The sequence below is a fragment of the Citricoccus parietis genome, from assembly GCF_042433045.1.
Classification (GTDB): domain Bacteria; phylum Actinomycetota; class Actinomycetes; order Actinomycetales; family Micrococcaceae; genus Citricoccus; species Citricoccus parietis.
The window spans coordinates 1-19,965 of record NZ_JBHLWH010000043.1 but is presented as its reverse complement, the minus strand read 5'-3'; the positions used below and the strand labels follow the sequence as shown (position 1 = coordinate 19,965).

The following is a 19,965-nucleotide window of genomic DNA, read 5'->3' as shown; positions in this document are numbered from 1 at the left end:
CAGTGGTCCCGTCAGTCGTTCACGCGGCCGAGGTAGTCACCCGAGCGGGTGTCCACCTTGACCTTGGTGCCCTGGTCCACGAACAGCGGGACCTGGATCTCGTAGCCGGTCTCGAGGGTCGCGGGCTTGGTGCCGGCGGAGGACCGGTCGCCCTGCAGGCCCGGCTCGGTGTAGGTGATCTCCAGGACCACCGACGGCGGCATGTCGAGGTACAACGGGGTGCCCTCGTTCATGGCGATGGTGACCTTCTGGTTCTCCAGCATGAAGTTGGCGGCGTTGCCCACGACAGCCGGGTTCACCGGGATCTGGTCGTAGGTGTCCGTGTCCATGAAGATGTAGTCCTCGCCGTCCTGGTACAGGTACTCGTAGTCCGAGCGGTCCACGGTGGCGGTCTCGATCTTGGCACCGGCGTTGAAGGTCTTGTCCACCAGCTTGCCGGTGGTGATGTTCCGGATCTTGGTGCGGACGAACGCCCCGCCCTTGCCCGGCTTCACGTGCTGGAACTCGATGACGTTCCACAGGTGGCCGTCCATTTTCAGCACGGTGCCGTTCTTGATGTCGTTGCTGGTTGCCACTGTCAATCTCCGTCTGTCGGTAAGGGGCCAGTCGATGGCGTCGGCGGGTCTCGCTGGAAGTCCAGTCGACCATTCTAGGTGATGGGGCCGGTGCCCCGGGTCAAAGCAAGATTCATCCAGCGATCACCCAGCGGTCACTCGGCTATCTCCTGGTAGGTCGCGAACAGCAGCGAGGCGTCCGGGACGTCATAGGTGGTCGGCTTGCCCAGGCCGTCCAGGAGTACGAACCGCAGTTGGTCGCCGCGGTTCTTCTTGTCCCGGCGGATGCCGTCCAGCAGCGTCTCCCAGCGGCCGGAGGAGTACGACGTCGGCAGTCCGAGCGACTCGAGGATCGTGCGGTGACGATCGGCGGTGGCATCGTCGAGGCGCCCGACGGAACGCGCCAGTTCGGCCGCGAACACCAGGCCGACGGACACGGCGGCGCCGTGACGCCACTGGTAGCGCTCGGCCAGTTCGATGGCGTGCGCCAGGGTGTGGCCGTAGTTCAGCATCTCGCGTGCGCCGGCCTCCCGCAGGTCACTGGACACCACCTGCGCCTTGACGGCGATCGAGCGCTCGATCAGTTCGCGCAGCTGGGCCGAGTGCGGGTTCTGGGCCTGTTCCGGGGAGGACTCGATGATGGTGAGGATCTCCGGGTCCGCGATGAAGCCGCACTTGACGACCTCCGCGAGTCCGGACACCAGTTCGTTCGGGGGCAGGGTCAGCAGCGTGTCCAGGTCCGCGAGCACTCCGGCAGGCGGGTGGAACGCACCCACCAGGTTCTTGCCCTCGGCGGTGTTGATGCCGGCCTTGCCGCCCACGGCGGCGTCCACCATGCCCAGGAGGGTGGTGGGGAAGTGCACCACGCGGACCCCGCGGAGCCAGGTGGCAGCCACGAATCCGGCGACATCGGAGACGGAGCCGCCGCCCACGGACACCACGGCGTCCGAGCGGGTGAAGTCGTTCTGGCCCAGGACCTGCCAGCAGAACGCGGCCACCTGGATGTGCTTGCCCTCCTCGGCATCCGGGATCTCCGCGGTGAGGGCCTGGAAGCCGGCTGTCTCCAGGTCGGCCTTGACCACGTCACCGGTGGCGCGCAACGCCCGGGGGTGGATGACCAGGACGCGGCGGACTGTGGGCCCGAGCATGTCCGGCAGGCGTCCCAGCAGGCCCTTGCCCACCACGACGTCGTAGCCGCCGGTGCCCGCTGACCCCGATCCGCCGGCCACGGGGATGACGGTGGCATCGTCCGGGACGGGTTCGGTGGACGGGGTGTTCGGCTCAGTCATGGATGGACAGCTCCTGTGGTCGGGGTGGTGGTCTCGGCCTGACGGACGAGGCGGATGATGTGGGTGGCCAGGTCTTCGGTCGAGCGGCCGGTGGTGTCCACCGTCCACTGTGATACCTCACGGTACAAGGCGTGGCGTTCGGCGAGGATGCGGCGCCAGGTGCGGCCGGGATCCCCTGCGAGGACGGGCCGGCCGAGGCCGCCGTTGAGCCGTGCCAGAGCCGCGTCCTCCGCCACCGTGAGGTAGACGACATGGGATCCGTGCCGCAGCCGGTCGCGGGTCTGGGCGCTGAGCACCGCCCCCCCGCCCAGGGACAGCACGCAGGGTTCGGCGCGGGAGAGGACCTCGCCGATGACCTCCTCCTCGGCCTGGCGGAAGGCCGGTTCACCGTTGCGGGAGAAGTAGTCCGAGATGACACCGTGCTGGGTCACGAAGAGGTCATCGGCGTCCAGGCGCTGCAGGCCGAGCCTGCGGCCCAGGACGAGTCCGACGGTCGACTTGCCGGACCCCATGGGCCCCACGAGCACGATCCGCCGGTCCGGTGACCAACCAGGGCCGCCGCCGGTTGCAGAACTCACTGCAGCGGGTCACCCATGGGCGCCTCGGCCAGCTCGGCCGCCGCGTCCTCATCCGAGGCCGGCAGCGGTTCGAGCGAGGCCACGAAGGAGTCCAGGTTCCGCTTCGTCTCCGCCACGGAGTCTCCCCCGAACTTCTGCAGGACGGCCTGGGCGAGGACGAGGCTGACCATGGCCTCGGCCACGACGCCGGCCGCCGGCACAGCGCACACGTCCGAGCGCTGGTGGTGGGCCTTCGTGTCCTGGCCGGTGGCCGTGTCCACGGTGCGCAGGGCCTTGGGGACGGTGGCAATCGGCTTCATGCCCGCACGCACGCGGACCACTCCCCCGGTGCTCATGCCGCCCTCGATGCCGCCGGCCCGGTTGGACGTGCGGATCGGATACCCGTCGGGGCCGCGGACGATCTCGTCGTGGGCGGCGGTGCCGCGGCGGGCGGCCGTGGTGAAGCCGTCGCCGACCTCGACGCCCTTGATGGCCTGGATGCCCATGAGGGCACCGGAGAGCAGCGAGTCCAGGCGGCGGTCCCAGTGGACATGGCTACCCAGCCCGACCGGCACGCCGTAGGCCAGGACCTCGACGACACCGCCGAGGGTCTCGCCCTCCTTGTGGGCGGCATCGACCTCGGCGACCATGGCGTCTGAGGTGGACTTCTCGAAGCACCGCAGCGGATCCGCGTCCAGCGCGGTCACGTCATCCGGTGCGGGCAGCTCAGCGCCCTCCGGCACGGACACCGTGCCGACAGCTGTGGTGTGGGAGACGGTGCGGATGCCCAGTTCCGCCAGGAAGGAGGAGGCCACGGCGCCCAGGGCCACGCGCGCCGCGGTCTCGCGGGCGGAGGCGCGCTCCAGCAGGGGGCGGGCCTCATCGAAGCCGTACTTCTGCATGCCGGCCAGGTCGGCGTGACCGGGACGGGGACGGGTGAGGGCGGCGTTGCGGGCCAAGCCGTCGAGTTCATCCGCGTCCACGGGATCGGCCGACATGACCTTCTCCCACTTCGGCCATTCGGTGTTGGCGATCTCGATGGCGACCGGGGAGCCCAGGGTGGAACCGTGGCGGACCCCACCGACGAGGGTGACCTGGTCCTGCTCGAACTTCATGCGGGCACCACGGCCGTAGCCCAGACGCCGGCGCGCCAGGGCGTCCTGCACCATAGAGGTGGTCAGGGGGATGCCCGCGGGCATCCCTTCAATGATTCCAACGAGTGCGGGCCCATGTGATTCGCCCGCTGTCAACCAGCGCACCATGGATTCGATTCTCTCATGGTCCACACGGGGTTCCGGACCGTATGACCGGGTTCAGCGCTCCGGAAGGTCGATGGCGGCGGCCATCGCGGCGATGACGGCGGGCCAGTCGGGTTCCGTCCCGGCCGGGCGGACGCGCTCCGTGAACAGGCGGACCTGCTCGACGGCCTGATACAGCAGCATCTCCAGGCCGCTGACCACCTGGCCTCCCTGTTGCTGCCAGGCCATCGCCAGCGCGGACGGCCACGGGTCGTAGGCGGCGTCCAGCAGGGGGGGCAACGGTGCGGGTTCTGAACTCCCCACTGTTTCCCCATTCTGCGCTCCGGACAACGCGCCTGCCAGGGACCCGGCGGTCGGGTCCGCGGCGCGCGGGGGCAGCGTGGCGACCACGGCGCGGAAGCCGCCGGCCGCCGTCGGGAAGTCCTCCAGGAGGCGGACGCGGGGGGCCAGGCCGAAGCCGCGCGCGAGGTCGGCGTGCTCGGCGGCCTTGGCCGGAGTACGGACGAAAAGGTCGACGCCGGCCAGCCCCAGCTTCTCCGCGGCGGCGATGGCCGCCGCGGCGGTCCCGCCCCCGCCGAGGATGCCCATCCGCCCGCCGGTCACCTCACGCTGGTAGCCCGCGAACACGAGCGACTCGACGATGCCCTCCACGTCCGTGTTGTAGGCCGTGGAGATCCCGTCTCCGTCCCAGACGACGGTGTTGAGGAACCCGAGCCGCTCGGCCCGCGGCGAGTAACGGTCCACCAGCGGCATCATCGCGGACTTCAGCGGCATGGTGACCGAGAACCCGAGCCAGTCGAAGCCCGTCTCCGGACTCCGGTCCAGGCCGGACATGAAGGCGGGCAGCACCTCCGGTGTCACGTCGTGGGCGTCGTAGGCGACGTCCAGGCCCAGGGCGCGGTAGGCGGCCCGGTGCAGAGCCGGTGACTTCGAGTGCGAGATGGGATGGCCGAGGACTCCGGCGGACGGCCTAACCACAGATCTCCGCGTTGTCGGCGCAGTAGTCGCGGTACTCCTGCTGGTAGATGCGGTGTTGGGCATAGTCCTCTGCGAACTTCGTCTCGCCGGTCTCGATGTTGGTGGTCACCCAGTAGTAGTAGTCGTTGTCTTCCGGGTGCGCCGCCGCATCGAGTGCCTGGGTGGACGGGGCGCCGATGGGTCCGGGCGGCAGGCCGCGGTGGGCATAGGTGTTGTACTCGTTCGAGGCGTCCTGCTTGTCCTCCTCCGAGAACTGCAGCTGGCGCTGGCCGAGCCCGTAGATCACCGTGGCATCGATCTGCAGGTAGCCGCCGGTTTCCTCGTTGGACGGATTCAGGCGGTTCTCGATGATGCCGGCGACGATCGGGTAGTCGTCCGTCAACGCCTCGGCCTCCAGGATGGAGGCGATCGTGACGGTACGGAACTGCTCGGACTCGTCCGTGATCCCCTGCTCCTCGAGCTCGGCCATGGTCGGCTCGATCATCATGGCGAAGATCTCGGCCGGCTCGGCGTCCACCGGGAAGCGGTACTCCCCCGGAGCCAGGTAACCCTCCAGGCTGGGAGCCTCGGCGGGAAGCCCGAAGTCAGTGGGGTCCGCCGCAGCCGCCTCCAGGTCCTGGACGGAGATGCCCGTGGACTCACTGACGGCACTCAAGGCCTCACCCAGGCGCATGCCACGGTTCACCGCGACGTAGTGGACCTGGCCCTCACCGTCGCGCTGGAGGATGGCCGCGGCGTCCGCGGCCTTCATCTGCTTCCTCAGCGGATACTCCCCCGGCTGGATGGAGTTTTCCGACCGCGACTGGTTGACGGCCTCGATGAAGGCGGCACTGCTGGCCACGATGTCCTCGTCCACGAGGCGGTTTCCGATGGCGATGGCGCCCTCACCCTCATTGACGGAGAACACCACCTCCGCACCGCCGGGGCCCGGGTAGTCCTCGGCCACTGGATCCGGCAGGATGGCCTTCAGCGCGAAGGACAGGCCCGCCACCAGCAGCACGAACACGGCGAAGGCCGAGGTCAGGGCGATGTTGCGGCGGCGGCGCCGCTTCCGGCGCGCCACTTTCTTCACCTGGTGTTCGGCGTCCAGGGAGCGGTCCCGGTTGATGGTGACGGTCTGGTACCCCTTGCGTCCGGCCGGGCGGACGATGACGGGCGTGCCGTCCGTGGTGAGGCGCTCAGCAGGACCCCCGGCGGACTCGGCCTGCGGATACTCGCGGCGGTCCTCGTCCAGGCCGGCCTCGTGCTCTGACCGGCGTGCCTCTTCGCGGCGGCGTAGTTCGCGCCGGGTCAGCGGGGACTGCGGGTTCCGGGGATCGTCAGGAGTCGGATCGTCAGGAGTCAGGTCGGCCACGTGTCCCGTCCTCTCCCTCTGGTCCTTCTGGCGCAGGAACTAGCACGGGGCGCCCGGCGTCCCGCTGGAGTGATTGTTGCATATTCAGGGCCTGCTCGAGTATCTGCACGGCTGCCACCTGGTCCACGACCTCGCGGTGCGTCCGGCTCCCCCGGCCGGCCTCATGCAGTTGCCGGTGGGCCGTGACGGTGCTGAGGCGTTCGTCCACGAGGTGCACCCGTGCCGGGCTTCCGGCGGCGAGCAGCTCCGCTGCCAGGTCCTGGGCATAGCGGTGGGCGTCCTCGGTGGATTCCGTGGACCGGCCCTGCATGTTCACCGGATACCCGACGTAGACCACCACGGCCGCCCGTTCCAGGGCCTCCCGGACGATCAGCCGCCGGTCGAAACCCTTCTTGAGGTCCCGCCGGAGCGTCTTCACCGGGGTGGCCAGGATGCCGTCCGGGTCCGAGGCGGCGAGGCCGACGCGGGCCTTGCCGACGTCGACTCCGAGCCGGACCCCGCGCTGCAGTGCACCGCTCACGCGCCTGCGGCCCCGACCGTCGACTCGATCGCCGTCCGCACGGCCACCAGGGCGTCATCGATCCGGGCCGCGTCCTGGCCGCCGCCCTGGGCCACGTCGTCCTTGCCACCGCCGCCTCCGCCGAGCACTCCGCAGGCGGTCTTGACCAGGGCGCCGGCTTTCAGACCGGACTCGCGAGCGGCCTGGTTGGTGCCGACCACCACGAGCGGACGTCCCTTGGCGGTGCCCGCCATGGCCACCACCACGGGGGTGCCCGCGGCGTTGCCGGACTGGTTCTCCAACCGGGAACGCAAGTCCAACACGAGGGTCCGCAGCTCGTCGCCCGAGCCGACCGGGCCGGCGTCGTGCGCCAGGACCGTGACGGTGGCGCCGGGACCGGATACCGCCACGGCGTTCTCGACGAGCCGGCCGGCCTCGGCCTGCAGCTGGGCCGAGCGCAGGACGGCGAGTTCCTTCTCGACCTCCTTGAGCCGGGCCAGAGTGCCGGCAACCCGGTCCTTGACCTGATCCGCCGGTACCTTGAGGAGGCCGGTGAGCTCGTTGACGAGCGTGCGCTCGGTGGCCAGGTGACGGAAGGCGTCCAGCCCCACGAGGGCCTCGACGCGGCGGTTGCCCGACCCCACGGACTGCTCGCCGAGCAGGGCCAGGGAACCGATCTCCGCCGTGGCGCCCACGTGGGTGCCACCGCACAGTTCGCGGGACCAGGCGCCGTTGACCTCGACCACACGCACGCGGTCTCCGTACTTCTCGCCGAACAGGCTCATCGCCCCGAGTTCGCGCGCCTCGTCCAGGCCCATCTCCCGCGTCAGCACGGGGTGGTTGTCCCGGATGGCCAGGTTGGAGACCTCTTCGACCTCGGACCGGGCCATCTCACTCATGGCCTCGCCCCAGCGGAAGTCGAACCGCAGGTAGCCCTCCTTGTTGAAGGAGCCGGACTGCGTGGCCTCCGGGCCGAGGATCTGGTGGAGTGCGGCGTGCACCAGGTGCGTGCCGGTGTGGGCCTTCTGGGCGTCCAGGCGCCGCTGCAGGTCGATGGCACCGACGGCGGTGGCCCCGGCGGGCACCTCGCCCTCGACGACCTTCACCTGGTGCACGCTCAGGCCGCGGATCGGGGACTGGACGTCGAGCACCTCGAGGACGAAGCCGTCACCGGTGATGAGACCCGTGTCAGCGGCCTGGCCTCCGGACTCGGCGTAGAAGGGCGTGGCGTCCAGCACCAGTTCGAGTTCCTGCCCGGCGGTGGCCGAGCTGACCTGCTGGCCGCCGCTCAGCAGGCCGCGGATGCGGGCCTCGGTGGTGTGCTCGGTGTAGCCGGTGAAGACGGTGTCCCCCTCGGCCTGCAGCTGGCGGTAGGCCGAGGAGTCCACGTGACCGGACTTCTTGGACTTGGCGTCCTGGCGGGCACGGTTGCGCTGCTCGGTCATGAGCTCGCGGAAACCGGCCTGGTCCACGGCCACCCCGGCCTCCTCGGCCATCTCGAGGGTGAGGTCGATGGGGAACCCGTAGGTGTCATGCAGTTCGAACGCGTCGGCACCGGAGATTCCTGCCGTGGCACCTTCGCCTGCGCTGGCGTGCGCAGCGGACTTCGCGGCCGTGACGGCCGAGTCCATCCGGGCCGTGCCGGCGGCGATGGTCCGCAGGAAGGCCTTCTCCTCGTTGTAGGCGATCCGGGCGATGCGGTCGAAGTCCCGCTCGACCTCCGGGTAGGTGCCCTTCATGGCGTCGCGGGAGACCGGCAGCAGCTCGGGCAGCACCGGATCGGTCACGCCCATCAGGCGCATGGCCCGCACGGCGCGGCGGATCAGGCGGCGCAGCACGTAGCCGCCGCCCTCGTTGCCGGGCACCACGCCGTCGGTGATGAGCATCAACGCGGAGCGGATGTGGTCGGCGATCATCCGCAGGCGCACGTCGTCCGTGTAGCGCGGATCCGTGGCGTCCTCGGTGGAGGAGTACTCCTTGCCGGCCAGTGCGGCGGCGCGGTCCAGGACCGGGCGGACCTGGTCCGTCTCGTACATGTTCTCGACGCCCTGCAGGATCATGGCGAGACGTTCGAGGCCCAGTCCGGTGTCGATGTTCTTGTGGTCCAGCTCGCCGGTCACGGTGAAGTCGGTCTGCGAGTTGACCTCGGAGAGCTGGTACTGCATGAAGACCAGGTTCCAGATCTCCATGTAGCGGTTCTCATCCGCGGACGGACCGCCCTCGCGGCCGTACTCCGGTCCCCGGTCATAGAAGATCTCCGAGTCCGGGCCACCGGGGCCGGGCTGGCCGGTGTGCCAGTAGTTGTCCTCCTTGCCCAGGCGCTGGATGCGTTCGGCCGGGAAGCCGACCTTCTCGCGCCAGATGCGCTCGGCCTCGTCGTCCTCCTCGTACACCGTGACCCACAGCCGCTCGGGGTCCAGCCCGAAGCCGCCCTGGTCCTGGGGCGTCGTCAGCAGCTCCCAGGCGTAGGGGATGGCCTTCTCCTTGAAGTAGTCGCCGAAGGAGAAGTTACCGCACATCTGGAAGAAGGTGCCGTGGCGGACCGTCTTGCCGACCTCTTCGATGTCCGCGGTGCGGATGCACTTCTGCACGGTGGTGGCGCGCTGGTAGGGCGGGGTCTCCTGGCCCAGGAAGTACGGGATGAAGGGGACCATGCCGGCGATCGTGAACAGCAACGACGGGTCCGGGGAGACCAACGATGCCGAGGGAACGACGGAGTGGTCCTTCTTGGCGAAGAAATCCAGCCAGCGGCTGGCGATGTCCTGGGACTTCATGACTGCTCTACGACTGCTTTCGGGGGTCGGTGGGTCGGGGTGTGGACCTGTCCGCGGGGCCTTCCGTGGCGGTACCCGTGATGGTGGTGTGCGCGGCGTCCGGGACATCCTGGGCGGCTGCAGCGGCCGTGGTCCGGGACCGCTCCTGCTGCGGCGCGGGGTCGGCCAGGGAGGATGACATCGTCTTCCAGGCCGGGACCTCCTCGCGCAGCTGATAGGCGAAGGAACGGGCGCTGGCGGCCAGGGCGGTGGCCGCGGCCTGCCCGGCATTGCGCCCGATGCTCTCCGGGTTCAGCGTGTGGCGGATCGTCTCCTCGGCCCGCAGGGCTGCGGCGTCACGTCCCTTGCTGAAGACGGTGTGTCCGAGCCAGCCGACGGCTGCCCCCACTCCCACCAGCATTACGCGCTTGATCACGGGATTTCCTTTCGCTTCAGTGCCTGGTCCACCCTACCGGGGCCGCGGCCCCGGCGTGGAACTTCAGCGCCCGACGCCGGCCCTGGTGCCCCGGGGTCGGGGCCAGTCCCGCTGTTCGTCCTTAAAGCCGAAACCCGGCGTCCCCTCGAGGGGACGCCGGGTTCTCAGGCAGTTTCCGCCGCAGCAGATCCGGAAGGGATCAGCGTGCGTAGTACTCGACGACGAGCTGCTCTTCGCAGGTCACGGGGACCTCGGAGCGCTTCGGGCGGCGGGACAGCTTGGCCTGCAGCTTGTCGATCTCGACGTCCAGGTAGCCCGGGACGGCCGGCAGGACGTCCTGGTGGGCGCCGGTGGCGGAGATCTGGAAGGGGACCATCTTCTCCGAACGCTCGTGCACGTGGATCAACTGGCCCTCCTTCACGCGGAAGGACGGACGGTCCACGCGGGCGCCGTCCACCATGATGTGGCGGTGCACGACCATCTGGCGGGCCTGCTGGATGGTGCGGGCGAAGCCGGAGCGCAGCACGAGGGCGTCCAGGCGCATCTCGAGCAGCTCGACCAGGTTCTCACCGGTCAGGCCCGAGGTGCGCTTGGCCTCTTCGAAGTAGCGGCGCATCTGCGCCTCGCGGATGTTGTACTGGGCGCGCAGACGCTGCTTTTCCTTCAGGCGCACCGAGTAGTCGGAGTCGGCCTTGCGACGGGCACGGCCATGCTGGCCGGGACCGTACGGACGGCGCTCCATGTACTTCTCGGCCTTGGGAGTCAGGGCAATGCCGAGTGCGCGCGAGTGGCGCACGGTGCGGCGGGTACGGAGATTGGAAGCCACGAGGGACCTTTCTTGTCAGGCGGCACGATTCTGGTTTGTCTCCGGTCCTGACACGAGGCGGGGGCTCCCGCGGTGTGACAAGGGTGGACCGGAACCTGGCCTCCCGTGCGTCCTTCGGGAGAGCTGAGGGGCATGCCGCTGCCCGTCATTGCTACAGCGCCGCAGGACCCGGACGGGGCCTCCCCACACCACCGGCGCAGGCCGGAAAGGGGCAGGGAGAACTGGCGGCGCTTGCCAGACAGCAGAAGAGTCTACCAGTTCTGCACCGCTCCCCCGGCCGCCGCGTCCGTTGGCCCCGCGGTCCGGAGGCAACTGCTCGGGACTAGACCTCTGGGTCCTGTTCCGGCATGGGCTGTCCGTTGGCCACCTGGGCGGCCTGGTTGATGTGGGAGGCCTCCACGAGCACATCGTAGGACTCGGCCTCCATGACCTGGACGGACGAGAAGTCCCGGCGGCCCCGGGTGGCCGCGTGGCCGATCGCTCCGAAGATCGCGCCCCACACGGCACCGAAGCCCAGCGCCAGAAGCAGGATCAGGAAGAAGTTGCCGGGCGCGAGGATTAGGAACAGGATGCCGATCATCAGGCCGAACCACAGGCCGCCGAGGGCTCCCTGCCCAGCGGCCTTGCCGGTGGTCATCCGGCCGGTGACCTGCTCGACCGACCGGAGGCCCGTGCCGACGATCCTGGTCTTCTCCACGGGGAAGCCGCCATCGGAGAGGCGGTCCACCAGTTCCTGGGCCTGTTCGTAGGCGGCCACCGACTTGAGGATCCGGTAGTCGACCTGGGCGGTGTTCGGCACGAGCCGGCTGGCCGGATTGTTCGCGGGAGAGGACATGGCAGATGCTCCGATCTCCGCGGCCGGTGGGCCCCCGAAGGTGGTCCCGAAGCCGAACCGCGGTCATAGCGGGTACGGACACCTCCAGCTTAGGGGCCTACTCGCTGGATTCGGACTGTTCGGGGGCCCGTGGCGGGGTGCCCCGAATGATCGACCGCAGGTGCTGCACCCGGTCCCCCAGATTCCGCTCGACGCCGTTCTGTTTGGGACGGTAGTAGTCCTTCCCGCGGAGCGAATCCGGCAGGTACTGCTGCCGGGCCACCGAATGCGGGGCGTCATGGGAGTAGATGTACCCCTTGCCGTGGCCCAGGCCGGCCGCTCCCGGGTAGTGGGCGTCCCGCAGGTGGGGCGGCACCTCCCCGGACAGGCCGGCGCGGACGTCCGCCACGGCCTCGTTGATGGCGGCGTAGGAGGCGTTGGACTTGGGGGCGGTGGCGAGGTGCACCGTGGCTTCGGCCAGGACCAGCCGCCCCTCCGGCATGCCGATGAGCTGCACGGCCTGGGCCGCCGCGACGGCGGTCTGCAGCGCGGTCGGATCAGCCATCCCGATGTCCTCGGAGGCTGAGATGATCAGGCGCCGGGAGATGAACCTCGGGTCCTCCCCCGCCTCCAGCATCCGTGCCAGGTAGTGCAGGGATGCGTCCACGTCCGAACCGCGGATCGATTTGATGAACGCGCTGATGACGTCATAGTGCTGGTCACCGGCTTTGTCATAGCGCAGCACCGCCCGGTCCATGGCCTGGGCCGCGTCCTGGAGGGTGATCGAGGGCAGTTCGGGCCGGTGCTCGGACTCGTCGGGCTCGCCTGCTTCGTCGAGGCCGGCGGCCTCCCACCGGTCCAGGGCCACGCCGGCGCTGGCCTCCAGGGTGGTCAGCCCCCGGCGGGCATCGCCCTGGGCCATGCGCACCAGGTACTCACGGGCCTCGTCCTCCAGCACGACCGTGCCGTTGAGTCCCCGCTCGTCAGCGACCGCTCGGTCCAGCACGCCGCCGATGTCCGCGTCCGTGAGCGGCTTGAGCGTGAGCATGATGGAGCGGGACAGCAGCGGTGCCACCACGGAGAAGGACGGGTTCTCGGTGGTCGCGGCCACCAGGACCACCCACCGGTTCTCCACCCCGGGCAGCAGGGCGTCCTGCTGGGCCTTGTTGAACCGGTGGATCTCGTCCAGGAACAGCACCGTGGTCCGGCCGTAGAGGTCCCGGTCGTTCAGCGCCTGGTCCATGACCGCCCGCACGTCCTTGACGCCGGCGTTGATGGCGGACAGCTCCACGAACTTGCGGCCCGGACCGCGGGCGATCACGGTCGCCAGGGTGGTCTTGCCGGTGCCGGGCGGTCCGTAGAGGATGAGCGACGACGGCCCGGCACCGCGGCCGCCCCGGCCGCCGGCCGCGCCCTCCGCCAGCTTGCGCAGCGGCGAACCGACGTGGAGCAGGTGCTGCTGGCCGACGACCTCGTCGACGGTGCGCGGGCGCATGCGCACGGCCAGAGGGGCACTGGGGCGGTCCCGACCGCCCGAGGAGGCGCCGTCGTCGTGCGTGGTATTCGCTTCCACGTCACCGTCATGGTCCCCGCCGCCGAGCACACTGAACAAATCACTCACCGGCCCAGCCTAGCCGCCGCCCCGGACGGGCTGGGCGCCCGGGGCGGGGAGCATACGGGGAGAATGGAGCCATGAGAGCTGTGCTGCAGAGGGCAACGTCCGCGTCCGTGACCGTTGAGGGCCGGGTGACCGGTCGCCTGGACTCCCCCGGGCTCGTGGTGCTGCTGGGGGTCTCCGTCCAGGACACCGAGGCGGAGGCCCTGCAGCTGGCTGAGAAGGTGGCGCACCTGCGCATCCTCGAGGGCGAGGAATCCCTCGTCGAGGCCGGTGCCGCCGCCCTCGTGGTCAGCCAGTTCACCCTGTACGGGGACGTCCGGAAGGGACGCCGGCCCTCGTGGACGCAGTCCGCGAAGGGCGATCAGGCCGAGCCGCTGTATGAGCAGTTCATCACCGCGCTGGAGGCGCTGAGCGTGCCCGTGGAGCGCGGGGTCTTCGGAGCCATGATGGACGTCGCCCTGGTCAACTCGGGCCCCTTCACGGTGTGGGTGGACACGGAGAACCTGGCGGGTCCGCGGCGGGGTTGATCCGCCGCGGTCACCCAGTGGCCGTCACCGGGTAGAGGTCACCGCTGGCGCGAAGCCCAGAGGCGCACCACGACGAACTGTGCCGCGATGCCGCCGGCCAGGGCGATGCCCCAGCGCAGCAGCATCGGCCATTCCGTGGACTGGTCGATCAGCACGTTCAGCGCGAACGTGACGATCAGGACCGGCAACAGCCGCACCGCCGTCGGCGGGATACTGTCCCGGCGCTGATCCTGCCCGCCCTCGGGCGCCATGTCAGGCCCCCGTGGTGTCAGGTGCGTCCTGGGCGGCCTTCGCCTCCTGACCCGGGGCGCCCTCCTTCGGCTCCGGTGTGGCGTCCACGCCGGCTTCCTTGCGCTGCTGGTCCGTGATGGGAGCCGGCGCGGCGGTCAGGGGGTCATAGCCATTGCCGGTCTTCGGGAAGGCGATGACATCCCGGATGGACTCGGTGCCGGCCAGCAGGGCAACGATGCGGTCCCAGCCGAAGGCGATGCCACCGTGCGGCGGGGCGCCGTACTTGAAGCCCTCCAGGAGGAAACCGAACTTGGACTGCGCGGACTCCTCGTCCAGGCCCATGAGCTTGAACACCCGCTCCTGGACCTCGCCCTGGTGGATACGGATGGAGCCGCCGCCCACCTCGTTGCCGTTGACCACGATGTCGTAGGCGTAGGACAGGGCGCTGGCCGGATCCGTGTCAAAGGTGTCCATGAACTCGGGCTTCGGCGAGGTGAAGGCGTGGTGCACCGCGGTCCAGGCACCGGAGCCCACGGCGACGTCGCCGGAGGCCACGGCCTCCGAGGCGGGCTCGAACATGGGGGCGTCCACAACCCACACGAACGCCCAGTCGGCCTCGGCGGCGGGCACGTCCGGGCCGGCGTCCTTGATCAGGCCGACGCGGTGGCCGATCTCCACGCGCGCGGCACCGAGGATGGCACGGGAGGGGGTGGTCTCACCGGCGGCGAAGAAGATGCAGTCCCCCGGGTTGGCGCCGGTGGCGGCGGCCAGGCCGGCCTTCTCCTCCTCGGAGATGTTCTTGGAGACCGGGCCGGTCAGCGATCCGTCCTCCTGGATGAGCACGTAGGCCAGGCCGCGAGCCCCGCGCTGCTTGGCCCATTCCTGCCAGGCGTCCAGGGTGCGGCGCGGCTGGGAGGCGCCGCCGGGCATGACCACGGCACCCACGTAGGGTGCTTTGAACACGCGGAACGGGGTGTCCGCGAAGTACTCGGTGAGGTCCGTCAGCTCGAGGCCGAAGCGCAAGTCCGGCTTGTCCGAGCCGTACTTCTCCATCACCTCGCGGTAGGTCATGCGGCGGATCGGGGTCGGCACATCCACTCCGACCAGTGACCAGACCGATTTCACAATTTTCTCGCCGAGGGCGATCACATCGTCCTGCTCCACGAAGGAGGCCTCGATGTCCAGCTGCGTGAACTCCGGCTGGCGGTCGGCGCGGAAGTCCTCGTCCCGGTAGCAGCGGGCGATCTGGAAGTACTTCTCGATGCCGCCGACCTGCAACAGCTGCTTGAACAGCTGCGGGGACTGGGGCAGGGCGTACCAGGAGCCGGGCGAGAGTCGGGCCGGGACCACGAAGTCGCGGGCGCCCTCGGGGGTGGAGCGGGTCAGGGTCGGGGTCTCGACCTCGATGAACCCCTCCTCGTGCAGCAGGTTGCGGGCGGTGCGGTTGACCTCGGAGCGCAGGCGCATGATGCGGGCCGGCTCCGGGCGGCGCAGGTCCAGGTAGCGGTGGCGCAGCCGGGCCTCCTCACCGACCTCCACGTGCTCGTCGATCTGGAACGGCAGCGGAGCGGCGGCGTTAAGCACGGTCACGGTGTCCGCGATGAGCTCGATCTCGCCGGAGGGCAGAGCCGGGTTCTCGTTACCCTCGGGGCGGCGTTCCACCGTGCCGGTGACCTGCAGGACGAACTCGTTGCGCAGCGGATCGAAGTCCTTCTCGTCCCGCACCACCACCTGGGCGAAGCCGGAGGCATCGCGCAGGTCCACGAAGGCCACCCCACCGTGGTCACGGCGGCGTGCCACCCATCCGGTCACGGTGACGGTCTGTCCGATGAGCGAGGCGTTGAGTTCGCCCAGCTGGTGGGTGCGCAGCACTGATGGTCCTTCCGGTCCCGGTTCACCGGGAGGTTTTCTTGGCGTGGTAGTGACATACACGTCCGGCATTGCCGTGACATTTCCCGGTTGATTCTAGTAGGTGGAGCGCATGGGCGATCACGCAGGTCTGCAACGACGCCTGGGGCTGCCCGGGGCCGTGGTCATCGGTGTCGGCTCCATGGTTGGGGCCGGGGTCTTCTCCGCCCTCGGCCTGGCCGCGGCGCAGGCCGGCGGCCTGCTGATGGCCGCACTCCTGGTGGCCGGGGTGACGGCCTGGCTCAATGCCATCTCCACGGCTCAATTGGCGGCCGTGCACCCGACGTCCGGCGGCGCCTACACCTTCGGCCGGCGGCAGCTCGGAGAGTGGGCCGGCTTCCTGGCCGGCTGGGGCTTCGTCACCGGGAAGTCCGCGTCCATCGCCGCCATGGCCTACACCGTCGGCCTCTATGTGGTGCCGGGCACCGATGGGGCGGCACGCTGGGCGGCGATCGCCGCCGTCGTGCTCCTGACCGGCCTGAACCTGCTCGGCATCACCCGGACGGTGCAGGCCACCGTGGCCATCCTGGTCCCGGTGGTGCTGATCCTCGCCCTGGTCATCGTGGCGGGTCTGGCCTACGGGCCCGACGCCGGCTCCCCCGCTCCCCCGGTCGGTTCGGCTGCACCGGTGGAGCCTTCGGTCCTGGGAGTGCTGCAGGCCTCGGGACTGCTGTTCTTCGCCTTCGCCGGCTACGCCCGGATCGCGACGATGGGTGAGGAGGTCCGCGATCCCCGGAGGACGATCCGCCGCGCGGTGCTGGGTGCCCTGGCGTTCACGCTGGTGCTCTACGTCCTGTTGGCCTGGAGCCTGACGCGCGTCCTGGGTTCGGACGGGCTGGCGACCTCAGAGGCACCGGTCCGGGACGCCGTGGGTCTCCTCTTCGGCCCGGACTGGCTCTGGCTCGCGGTGGGCGGAGCGGCCCTCGCCAGCCTCGGTTCCCTCCTCAACCTCGTGGCCGGGATCTCCCGCACGGGGCTGGCCATGGCCCGCGAGGGCGACCTGCCGCGGCCCCTGGCCCGGGTGTCCACCCGCACCTCGGTCCCGTGGGTGGCACAGCTGGCGGCCGCCGCGGTGGTGATCGTCCTGCTGCTGACGGCGGATGTGCTGACCGTGGTGGGCTTCTCCTCCTTCGGCGTGCTGGTGTACTACGCCGTCTCCAACGTGGCGGCCTTCACCCTGACCGAGCGCGTGGTGCGTTCACCCCGCTGGTTGAATCTCACCGGCGCCGTGCTCTGCCTGATCTTGGCGTTCACCCTGCCGGCGATGTCCGTGGTCATCATGCTCGCGGTGTTCGCCGTGGGCCTGCTCGGTCGCCTGGTGGTCCGCCGCGCCCAGTCCTGACGATCTGGACAGGTGAGTCGATGCAGTCGGGTCGATCTCGCGTGTGCCAGATAGCGCCCCGCTGACCGGTCATTTCACCGGGCGGGTCCTACGGCACGCTCCGCAAGGCTCGTTGCTGATTATCCAGGTGAGCAGAGGGTGTGTCCGGTAGGGGTTCCTCAACCGAGACGCTGTCGAACGTTCCGCAGGAGGGGAACGTTTTCTGTGTCGGCTGGCCAAAGGGGTCACTCCGAGGCGTCGAATGTCGGGGTGAGGGACACGGTGGCCTGGTGCAGGTGGGGTACGTGTTGGCGCAGGGCGTTCTCAACAGCCTGGGCTATGTCATGACCGGTGGTGATGGTCAGGGCCCTGTCGACGGTGATGGCTAGGTCCGCCTCGAGGCGGTGCCCGCTCCACCGAGCCCGGGCTTGGCCCACGGAGAGCACGCCGGGAACGGCGGCGGCCGTGCTCTCGAGTCTGTCGAGTGTGCCGGCGTCGACGCCGTCCATGAGCCGACGCACCACCGTGCGCATAGAGCCGATGAGCACAGCGATGACCACCGCGGCGATGACCAGGCCGATGGCCGGGTCCACCCAGTGCAGCCCCAACCAGGCGCCGAGCACGCCGAGGACGACGGCCAGGGAAGTCAACGCGTCGGTGCGGGCGTGCTGGCCCTCGGCGATCAGTGCCGCCGAGCCGATGCGCCGTCCGGCGCGGATCCGATACCGGGCCACGATCTCGTTGCCGGCGGCCCCGACCATGGCGGCGGCCAGCACCCAGCCCAGGTGGGTCATGTCCCGTTGGGTGGTCAATGCCCGGATCGATTCCCAGATGATCAGCCCGGCCGAGAGGGCGATGACCGCCCCGATGAGCAGGCCGACCAGGTCCTCGGCCCGGCGGAACCCGTAACTGTAGCGCCGGGTCGGGGCCCGGCGGCCCAGGCGGAAGGCGATGATCAGCGGGATCGTGGTGGCCAGGTGACCCAGGTTGTGCAGGGTGTCGGCCAGCAGGGCCACCGACCCGGAGAGCCAGACGATGACGATCTGCAACACGGCGGTGGCGCCCATGCCGGCCAGGCTGATCCAGGCGGCGCGGATGCCGATGGCACTGGCCTGCTCGGCGGTCTGAATCGCCTCGGTGGGGTCGTGACTGTGCGGGACCAGGGCGTGCTTGGCCCGCCTCCACCACCCGGACCCATGAGAGTGCTCATGACCATGCTGATGACCATGGCCCTGCTCGGGCCCATGGTCGTGGTGATGGTCATGGTGGTGCTCGCGCCCCGAGGCAGGGTTCGTCTGGCCGGAGTGGTGGTGTCCGGTCTCGGGGGTGTTGGATGCGGTGGAGCGCTGGGTCGATTTCACACTGGAAGCGTATCTGCGCAACTGCGCAGGTAGCAATGTGATGGGTAGGCTGATGTCGTGCATGAGACCCCCGTTCACGCCTCTCCCGATGACCAGCATGCCCGGCTGGCTGCCGAGACCTTCCGAATGCTCTCGGACCCGACCCGGGTGAAGATCCTGTGGGCGTTGTTCCAGGGCGAGTGCAGTGTGAACGCGCTGGCCGAACTGGTGGGAGCGGCCTCAACAGTGGTCAGCCAGCACCTGTCCAAGCTGCGTCTGGCCGGGCTGGTCTCCAGCCGGCGCGAGGGCACCTTCGCGTACTACCAGGCCACCGACGCACACGTGCACCGGTTGCTGGCCGAGGCACTGTCCCACGCCGAGCATCTGACCGGGGCCGCCACCGGGGCAGACCCGCACAGCTACCGGGCGACTGGCTCTGCACCGGGGCCAGGGCTCGACGCGGGTCAGTAGAAGTTCCCTGCGGATTTGCCTCCACGAGATAGACCAGCCAGTCATCACGTTCCTGGATGTCAGCGTCGGCCTCGACCACCGAGTGACCCGTCAGCAGGTCGACAACGGGTTCGATGACGAGCATCACCGGCCCTGCTCACTAGTGGGGCTGAGGTCCTTGACCAGCAGCTGGTCGCGCTCGGTCTCATGACGGGCCGCTCCCTCGGCGGTGATCCAGTCGTACTCGCTGACATCGACGACCCCGGTGGGGCGGTAGCCCAGGCGGCGGTACAGGCGCTCCGCCTCCGGGTTGTCCTCGGCGACGCCGACCGCCATCTGGTGCCGGCCGGCCCGCGATGCGAGGGCCTCGGCGACGGCGATCAGTGCGCTGCCCACTCCTTGTCCGCGGTACAGGTCACGGACCTGCAGGTGATTGAGTTCCACCGCCTGTGGGTACGCGGTCCGGGCGTTGGACCCGATGCACCCACCCCACTGCAGGACTCCGGAGCCCAGTGGCTCCTGATCCTGCCACGCGACCAGGTAGGTGGTCTGGCCGGCCCGCTGGCGGTCGTAGTGCCTCTCGTGGACGCCGCCGGGCGTCCTCCATAGCGCGCACAGCACGCTCAGGTCCGCGTCAGTGCAGGGGCGAATATTCATTCCCCCATTCAACAAGACGCGTCCGGTCGGGGATGGCTGACGGGAACGTGCGAGAGACCGTTCTCGTCGATCGCGGAAGTCAGTCACCCTTCCCGCGATCGTGCGTCCGTGTCTTCGCGCGTGCAAGGGAAATCTGCACGAAGATTCCGCAGGCAGCCGAGGTATGAAATAGGACGGCAAGAAGGCCATCGATTACTTCCGTCACCCCGCCGATCACCGCGAGCAGCGCGTAGATCACCCAGAAGATCATGACGCCTTTGGCAAATCGGGACATGCCCGAAGAGTAGCGGGTTATTTCCACACGTAGAGAGGTCCAGGGGTGCCCAAGACGGATCCTTTTCCGACACGACTCAGCAGATTGCGGAAACCGTAATTTTGCGACGGCCCCGCCCGAGCATTCTCCTGTGATGTTCGAGCGTGCCGGCATTCACTTCGTCCGAACTGTCTCAAGAAGCATTATTTGCTTTGACTGATTGTCGAGACTGTCCGATAAACGGTGTGTGGGGTCCGGCAGTTTCGGCAGTGGCGAGGTCAAGTCCCGAGTAGTGGTGTAACGGCCTGATCCTTCGTTGGGGGTTTCAGGCGCTGAGTTCG

20 protein-coding genes are annotated in these 19,965 nt (G+C 69.3%); 3 read left to right on the top strand and 17 right to left on the bottom strand.

Features of this window, described 5'->3' with window-relative positions; genetic code table 11:
- Window positions 1-11 precede the first annotated feature (11 nt).
- The 12 genes from efp to ACFFIO_RS15085 form a co-directional block, all read right to left on the bottom strand.
- Window positions 12-575 carry an elongation factor P gene (efp, locus tag ACFFIO_RS15140; RefSeq protein WP_378043094.1) on the bottom strand — a complete coding sequence of 188 codons (564 nt, stop codon included), beginning with the start codon at window positions 573-575 and terminating at the stop codon, window positions 12-14.
- A gap of 134 nt (window positions 576-709) precedes the next feature.
- Window positions 710-1,843 (bottom strand): 3-dehydroquinate synthase, encoded by a 1,134-nt coding sequence (gene aroB, locus ACFFIO_RS15135; RefSeq protein ID WP_378043092.1) that lies wholly within the window; start codon window positions 1,841-1,843, stop codon window positions 710-712.
- Complete coding sequence (locus ACFFIO_RS15130) at window positions 1,840-2,421, bottom strand: shikimate kinase (protein ID WP_378043090.1); 582 nt, start codon at window positions 2,419-2,421, stop codon at window positions 1,840-1,842. The genes aroB and ACFFIO_RS15130 overlap by 4 nt, the downstream gene beginning before the upstream one ends.
- A complete protein-coding gene (aroC, locus tag ACFFIO_RS15125; RefSeq protein ID WP_378043089.1) occupies window positions 2,418-3,662 on the bottom strand; it encodes a chorismate synthase in 1,245 nt (414 codons plus the stop codon). The genes ACFFIO_RS15130 and aroC overlap by 4 nt, the downstream gene beginning before the upstream one ends.
- A gap of 51 nt (window positions 3,663-3,713) precedes the next feature.
- On the bottom strand, window positions 3,714-4,637 hold the full coding sequence (locus ACFFIO_RS15120) for a shikimate dehydrogenase family protein (protein ID WP_378043088.1): 924 nt from the start codon (window positions 4,635-4,637) through the stop codon (window positions 3,714-3,716).
- Window positions 4,630-5,991 (bottom strand): endolytic transglycosylase MltG, encoded by a 1,362-nt coding sequence (mltG, locus tag ACFFIO_RS15115; protein ID WP_378043086.1) that lies wholly within the window; start codon window positions 5,989-5,991, stop codon window positions 4,630-4,632. The genes ACFFIO_RS15120 and mltG overlap by 8 nt, the downstream gene beginning before the upstream one ends.
- Window positions 5,972-6,511 (bottom strand): Holliday junction resolvase RuvX, encoded by a 540-nt coding sequence (gene ruvX, locus ACFFIO_RS15110; protein ID WP_378043084.1) that lies wholly within the window; start codon window positions 6,509-6,511, stop codon window positions 5,972-5,974. Before ruvX ends, mltG begins: the two co-directional genes overlap by 20 nt.
- On the bottom strand, window positions 6,508-9,264 hold the full coding sequence (gene alaS / locus ACFFIO_RS15105; protein WP_378043082.1) for an alanine--tRNA ligase: 2,757 nt from the start codon (window positions 9,262-9,264) through the stop codon (window positions 6,508-6,510). Before alaS ends, ruvX begins: the two co-directional genes overlap by 4 nt.
- Before the next feature lie 7 nt (window positions 9,265-9,271).
- On the bottom strand, window positions 9,272-9,679 hold the full coding sequence (locus ACFFIO_RS15100; protein WP_378043081.1) for a hypothetical protein: 408 nt from the start codon (window positions 9,677-9,679) through the stop codon (window positions 9,272-9,274).
- A gap of 199 nt (window positions 9,680-9,878) precedes the next feature.
- Window positions 9,879-10,505 (bottom strand): 30S ribosomal protein S4, encoded by a 627-nt coding sequence (gene rpsD / locus ACFFIO_RS15095; protein WP_378043079.1) that lies wholly within the window; start codon window positions 10,503-10,505, stop codon window positions 9,879-9,881.
- Window positions 10,506-10,827: 322 nt separating this feature from the next.
- A complete protein-coding gene (locus tag ACFFIO_RS15090; RefSeq protein ID WP_378043078.1) occupies window positions 10,828-11,340 on the bottom strand; it encodes a general stress protein in 513 nt (170 codons plus the stop codon).
- 97 nt (window positions 11,341-11,437) lie between these two features.
- On the bottom strand, window positions 11,438-12,940 hold the full coding sequence (locus ACFFIO_RS15085; RefSeq protein ID WP_378043076.1) for a replication-associated recombination protein A: 1,503 nt from the start codon (window positions 12,938-12,940) through the stop codon (window positions 11,438-11,440).
- Window positions 12,941-13,011: 71 nt separating this feature from the next.
- Between ACFFIO_RS15085 and dtd the strand changes: the two genes are divergently transcribed.
- Window positions 13,012-13,464, top strand: coding sequence for a D-aminoacyl-tRNA deacylase (gene dtd, locus ACFFIO_RS15080; protein ID WP_378043074.1), 453 nt, complete (start codon window positions 13,012-13,014; stop codon window positions 13,462-13,464).
- A 38-nt stretch (window positions 13,465-13,502) separates the two neighbouring features.
- Here the strand turns inward: dtd and ACFFIO_RS15075 are convergent, their stop codons facing one another.
- Both ACFFIO_RS15075 and aspS read right to left on the bottom strand, forming a co-directional pair.
- Window positions 13,503-13,715 (bottom strand): hypothetical protein, encoded by a 213-nt coding sequence (locus ACFFIO_RS15075; protein ID WP_378043073.1) that lies wholly within the window; start codon window positions 13,713-13,715, stop codon window positions 13,503-13,505.
- Window position 13,716: 1 nt separating this feature from the next.
- Window positions 13,717-15,567: an aspartate--tRNA ligase gene (gene aspS, locus ACFFIO_RS15070; protein WP_378043071.1), complete on the bottom strand. Its 1,851-nt coding sequence runs from the start codon at window positions 15,565-15,567 to the stop codon at window positions 13,717-13,719.
- Window positions 15,568-15,676: 109 nt separating this feature from the next.
- Here aspS and ACFFIO_RS15065 point away from each other — a divergent pair, with 109 nt between their 5' ends.
- Window positions 15,677-16,945 (top strand): APC family permease, encoded by a 1,269-nt coding sequence (locus ACFFIO_RS15065; protein WP_378043069.1) that lies wholly within the window; start codon window positions 15,677-15,679, stop codon window positions 16,943-16,945.
- Window positions 16,946-17,169: 224 nt separating this feature from the next.
- Here ACFFIO_RS15065 and ACFFIO_RS15060 read toward each other — a convergent pair whose 3' ends face one another.
- Entirely contained in the window at window positions 17,170-18,285 is a 1,116-nt protein-coding gene (locus ACFFIO_RS15060; RefSeq protein ID WP_378043067.1) for a cation diffusion facilitator family transporter, read from the bottom strand.
- A gap of 57 nt (window positions 18,286-18,342) precedes the next feature.
- Between ACFFIO_RS15060 and ACFFIO_RS15055 the strand changes: the two genes are divergently transcribed.
- Window positions 18,343-18,735, top strand: coding sequence for an ArsR/SmtB family transcription factor (locus ACFFIO_RS15055; protein WP_378043065.1), 393 nt, complete (start codon window positions 18,343-18,345; stop codon window positions 18,733-18,735).
- Between the two features lie 123 nt (window positions 18,736-18,858).
- Here ACFFIO_RS15055 and ACFFIO_RS15050 read toward each other — a convergent pair whose 3' ends face one another.
- Together ACFFIO_RS15050 and ACFFIO_RS15045 are read right to left on the bottom strand one after the other, a co-directional pair.
- Window positions 18,859-19,371 carry a GNAT family N-acetyltransferase gene (locus ACFFIO_RS15050; protein WP_378043063.1) on the bottom strand — a complete coding sequence of 171 codons (513 nt, stop codon included), beginning with the start codon at window positions 19,369-19,371 and terminating at the stop codon, window positions 18,859-18,861.
- A 79-nt stretch (window positions 19,372-19,450) separates the two neighbouring features.
- Window positions 19,451-19,645: a hypothetical protein gene (locus ACFFIO_RS15045; protein WP_378043061.1), complete on the bottom strand. Its 195-nt coding sequence runs from the start codon at window positions 19,643-19,645 to the stop codon at window positions 19,451-19,453.
- Window positions 19,646-19,965 lie beyond the last annotated feature (320 nt).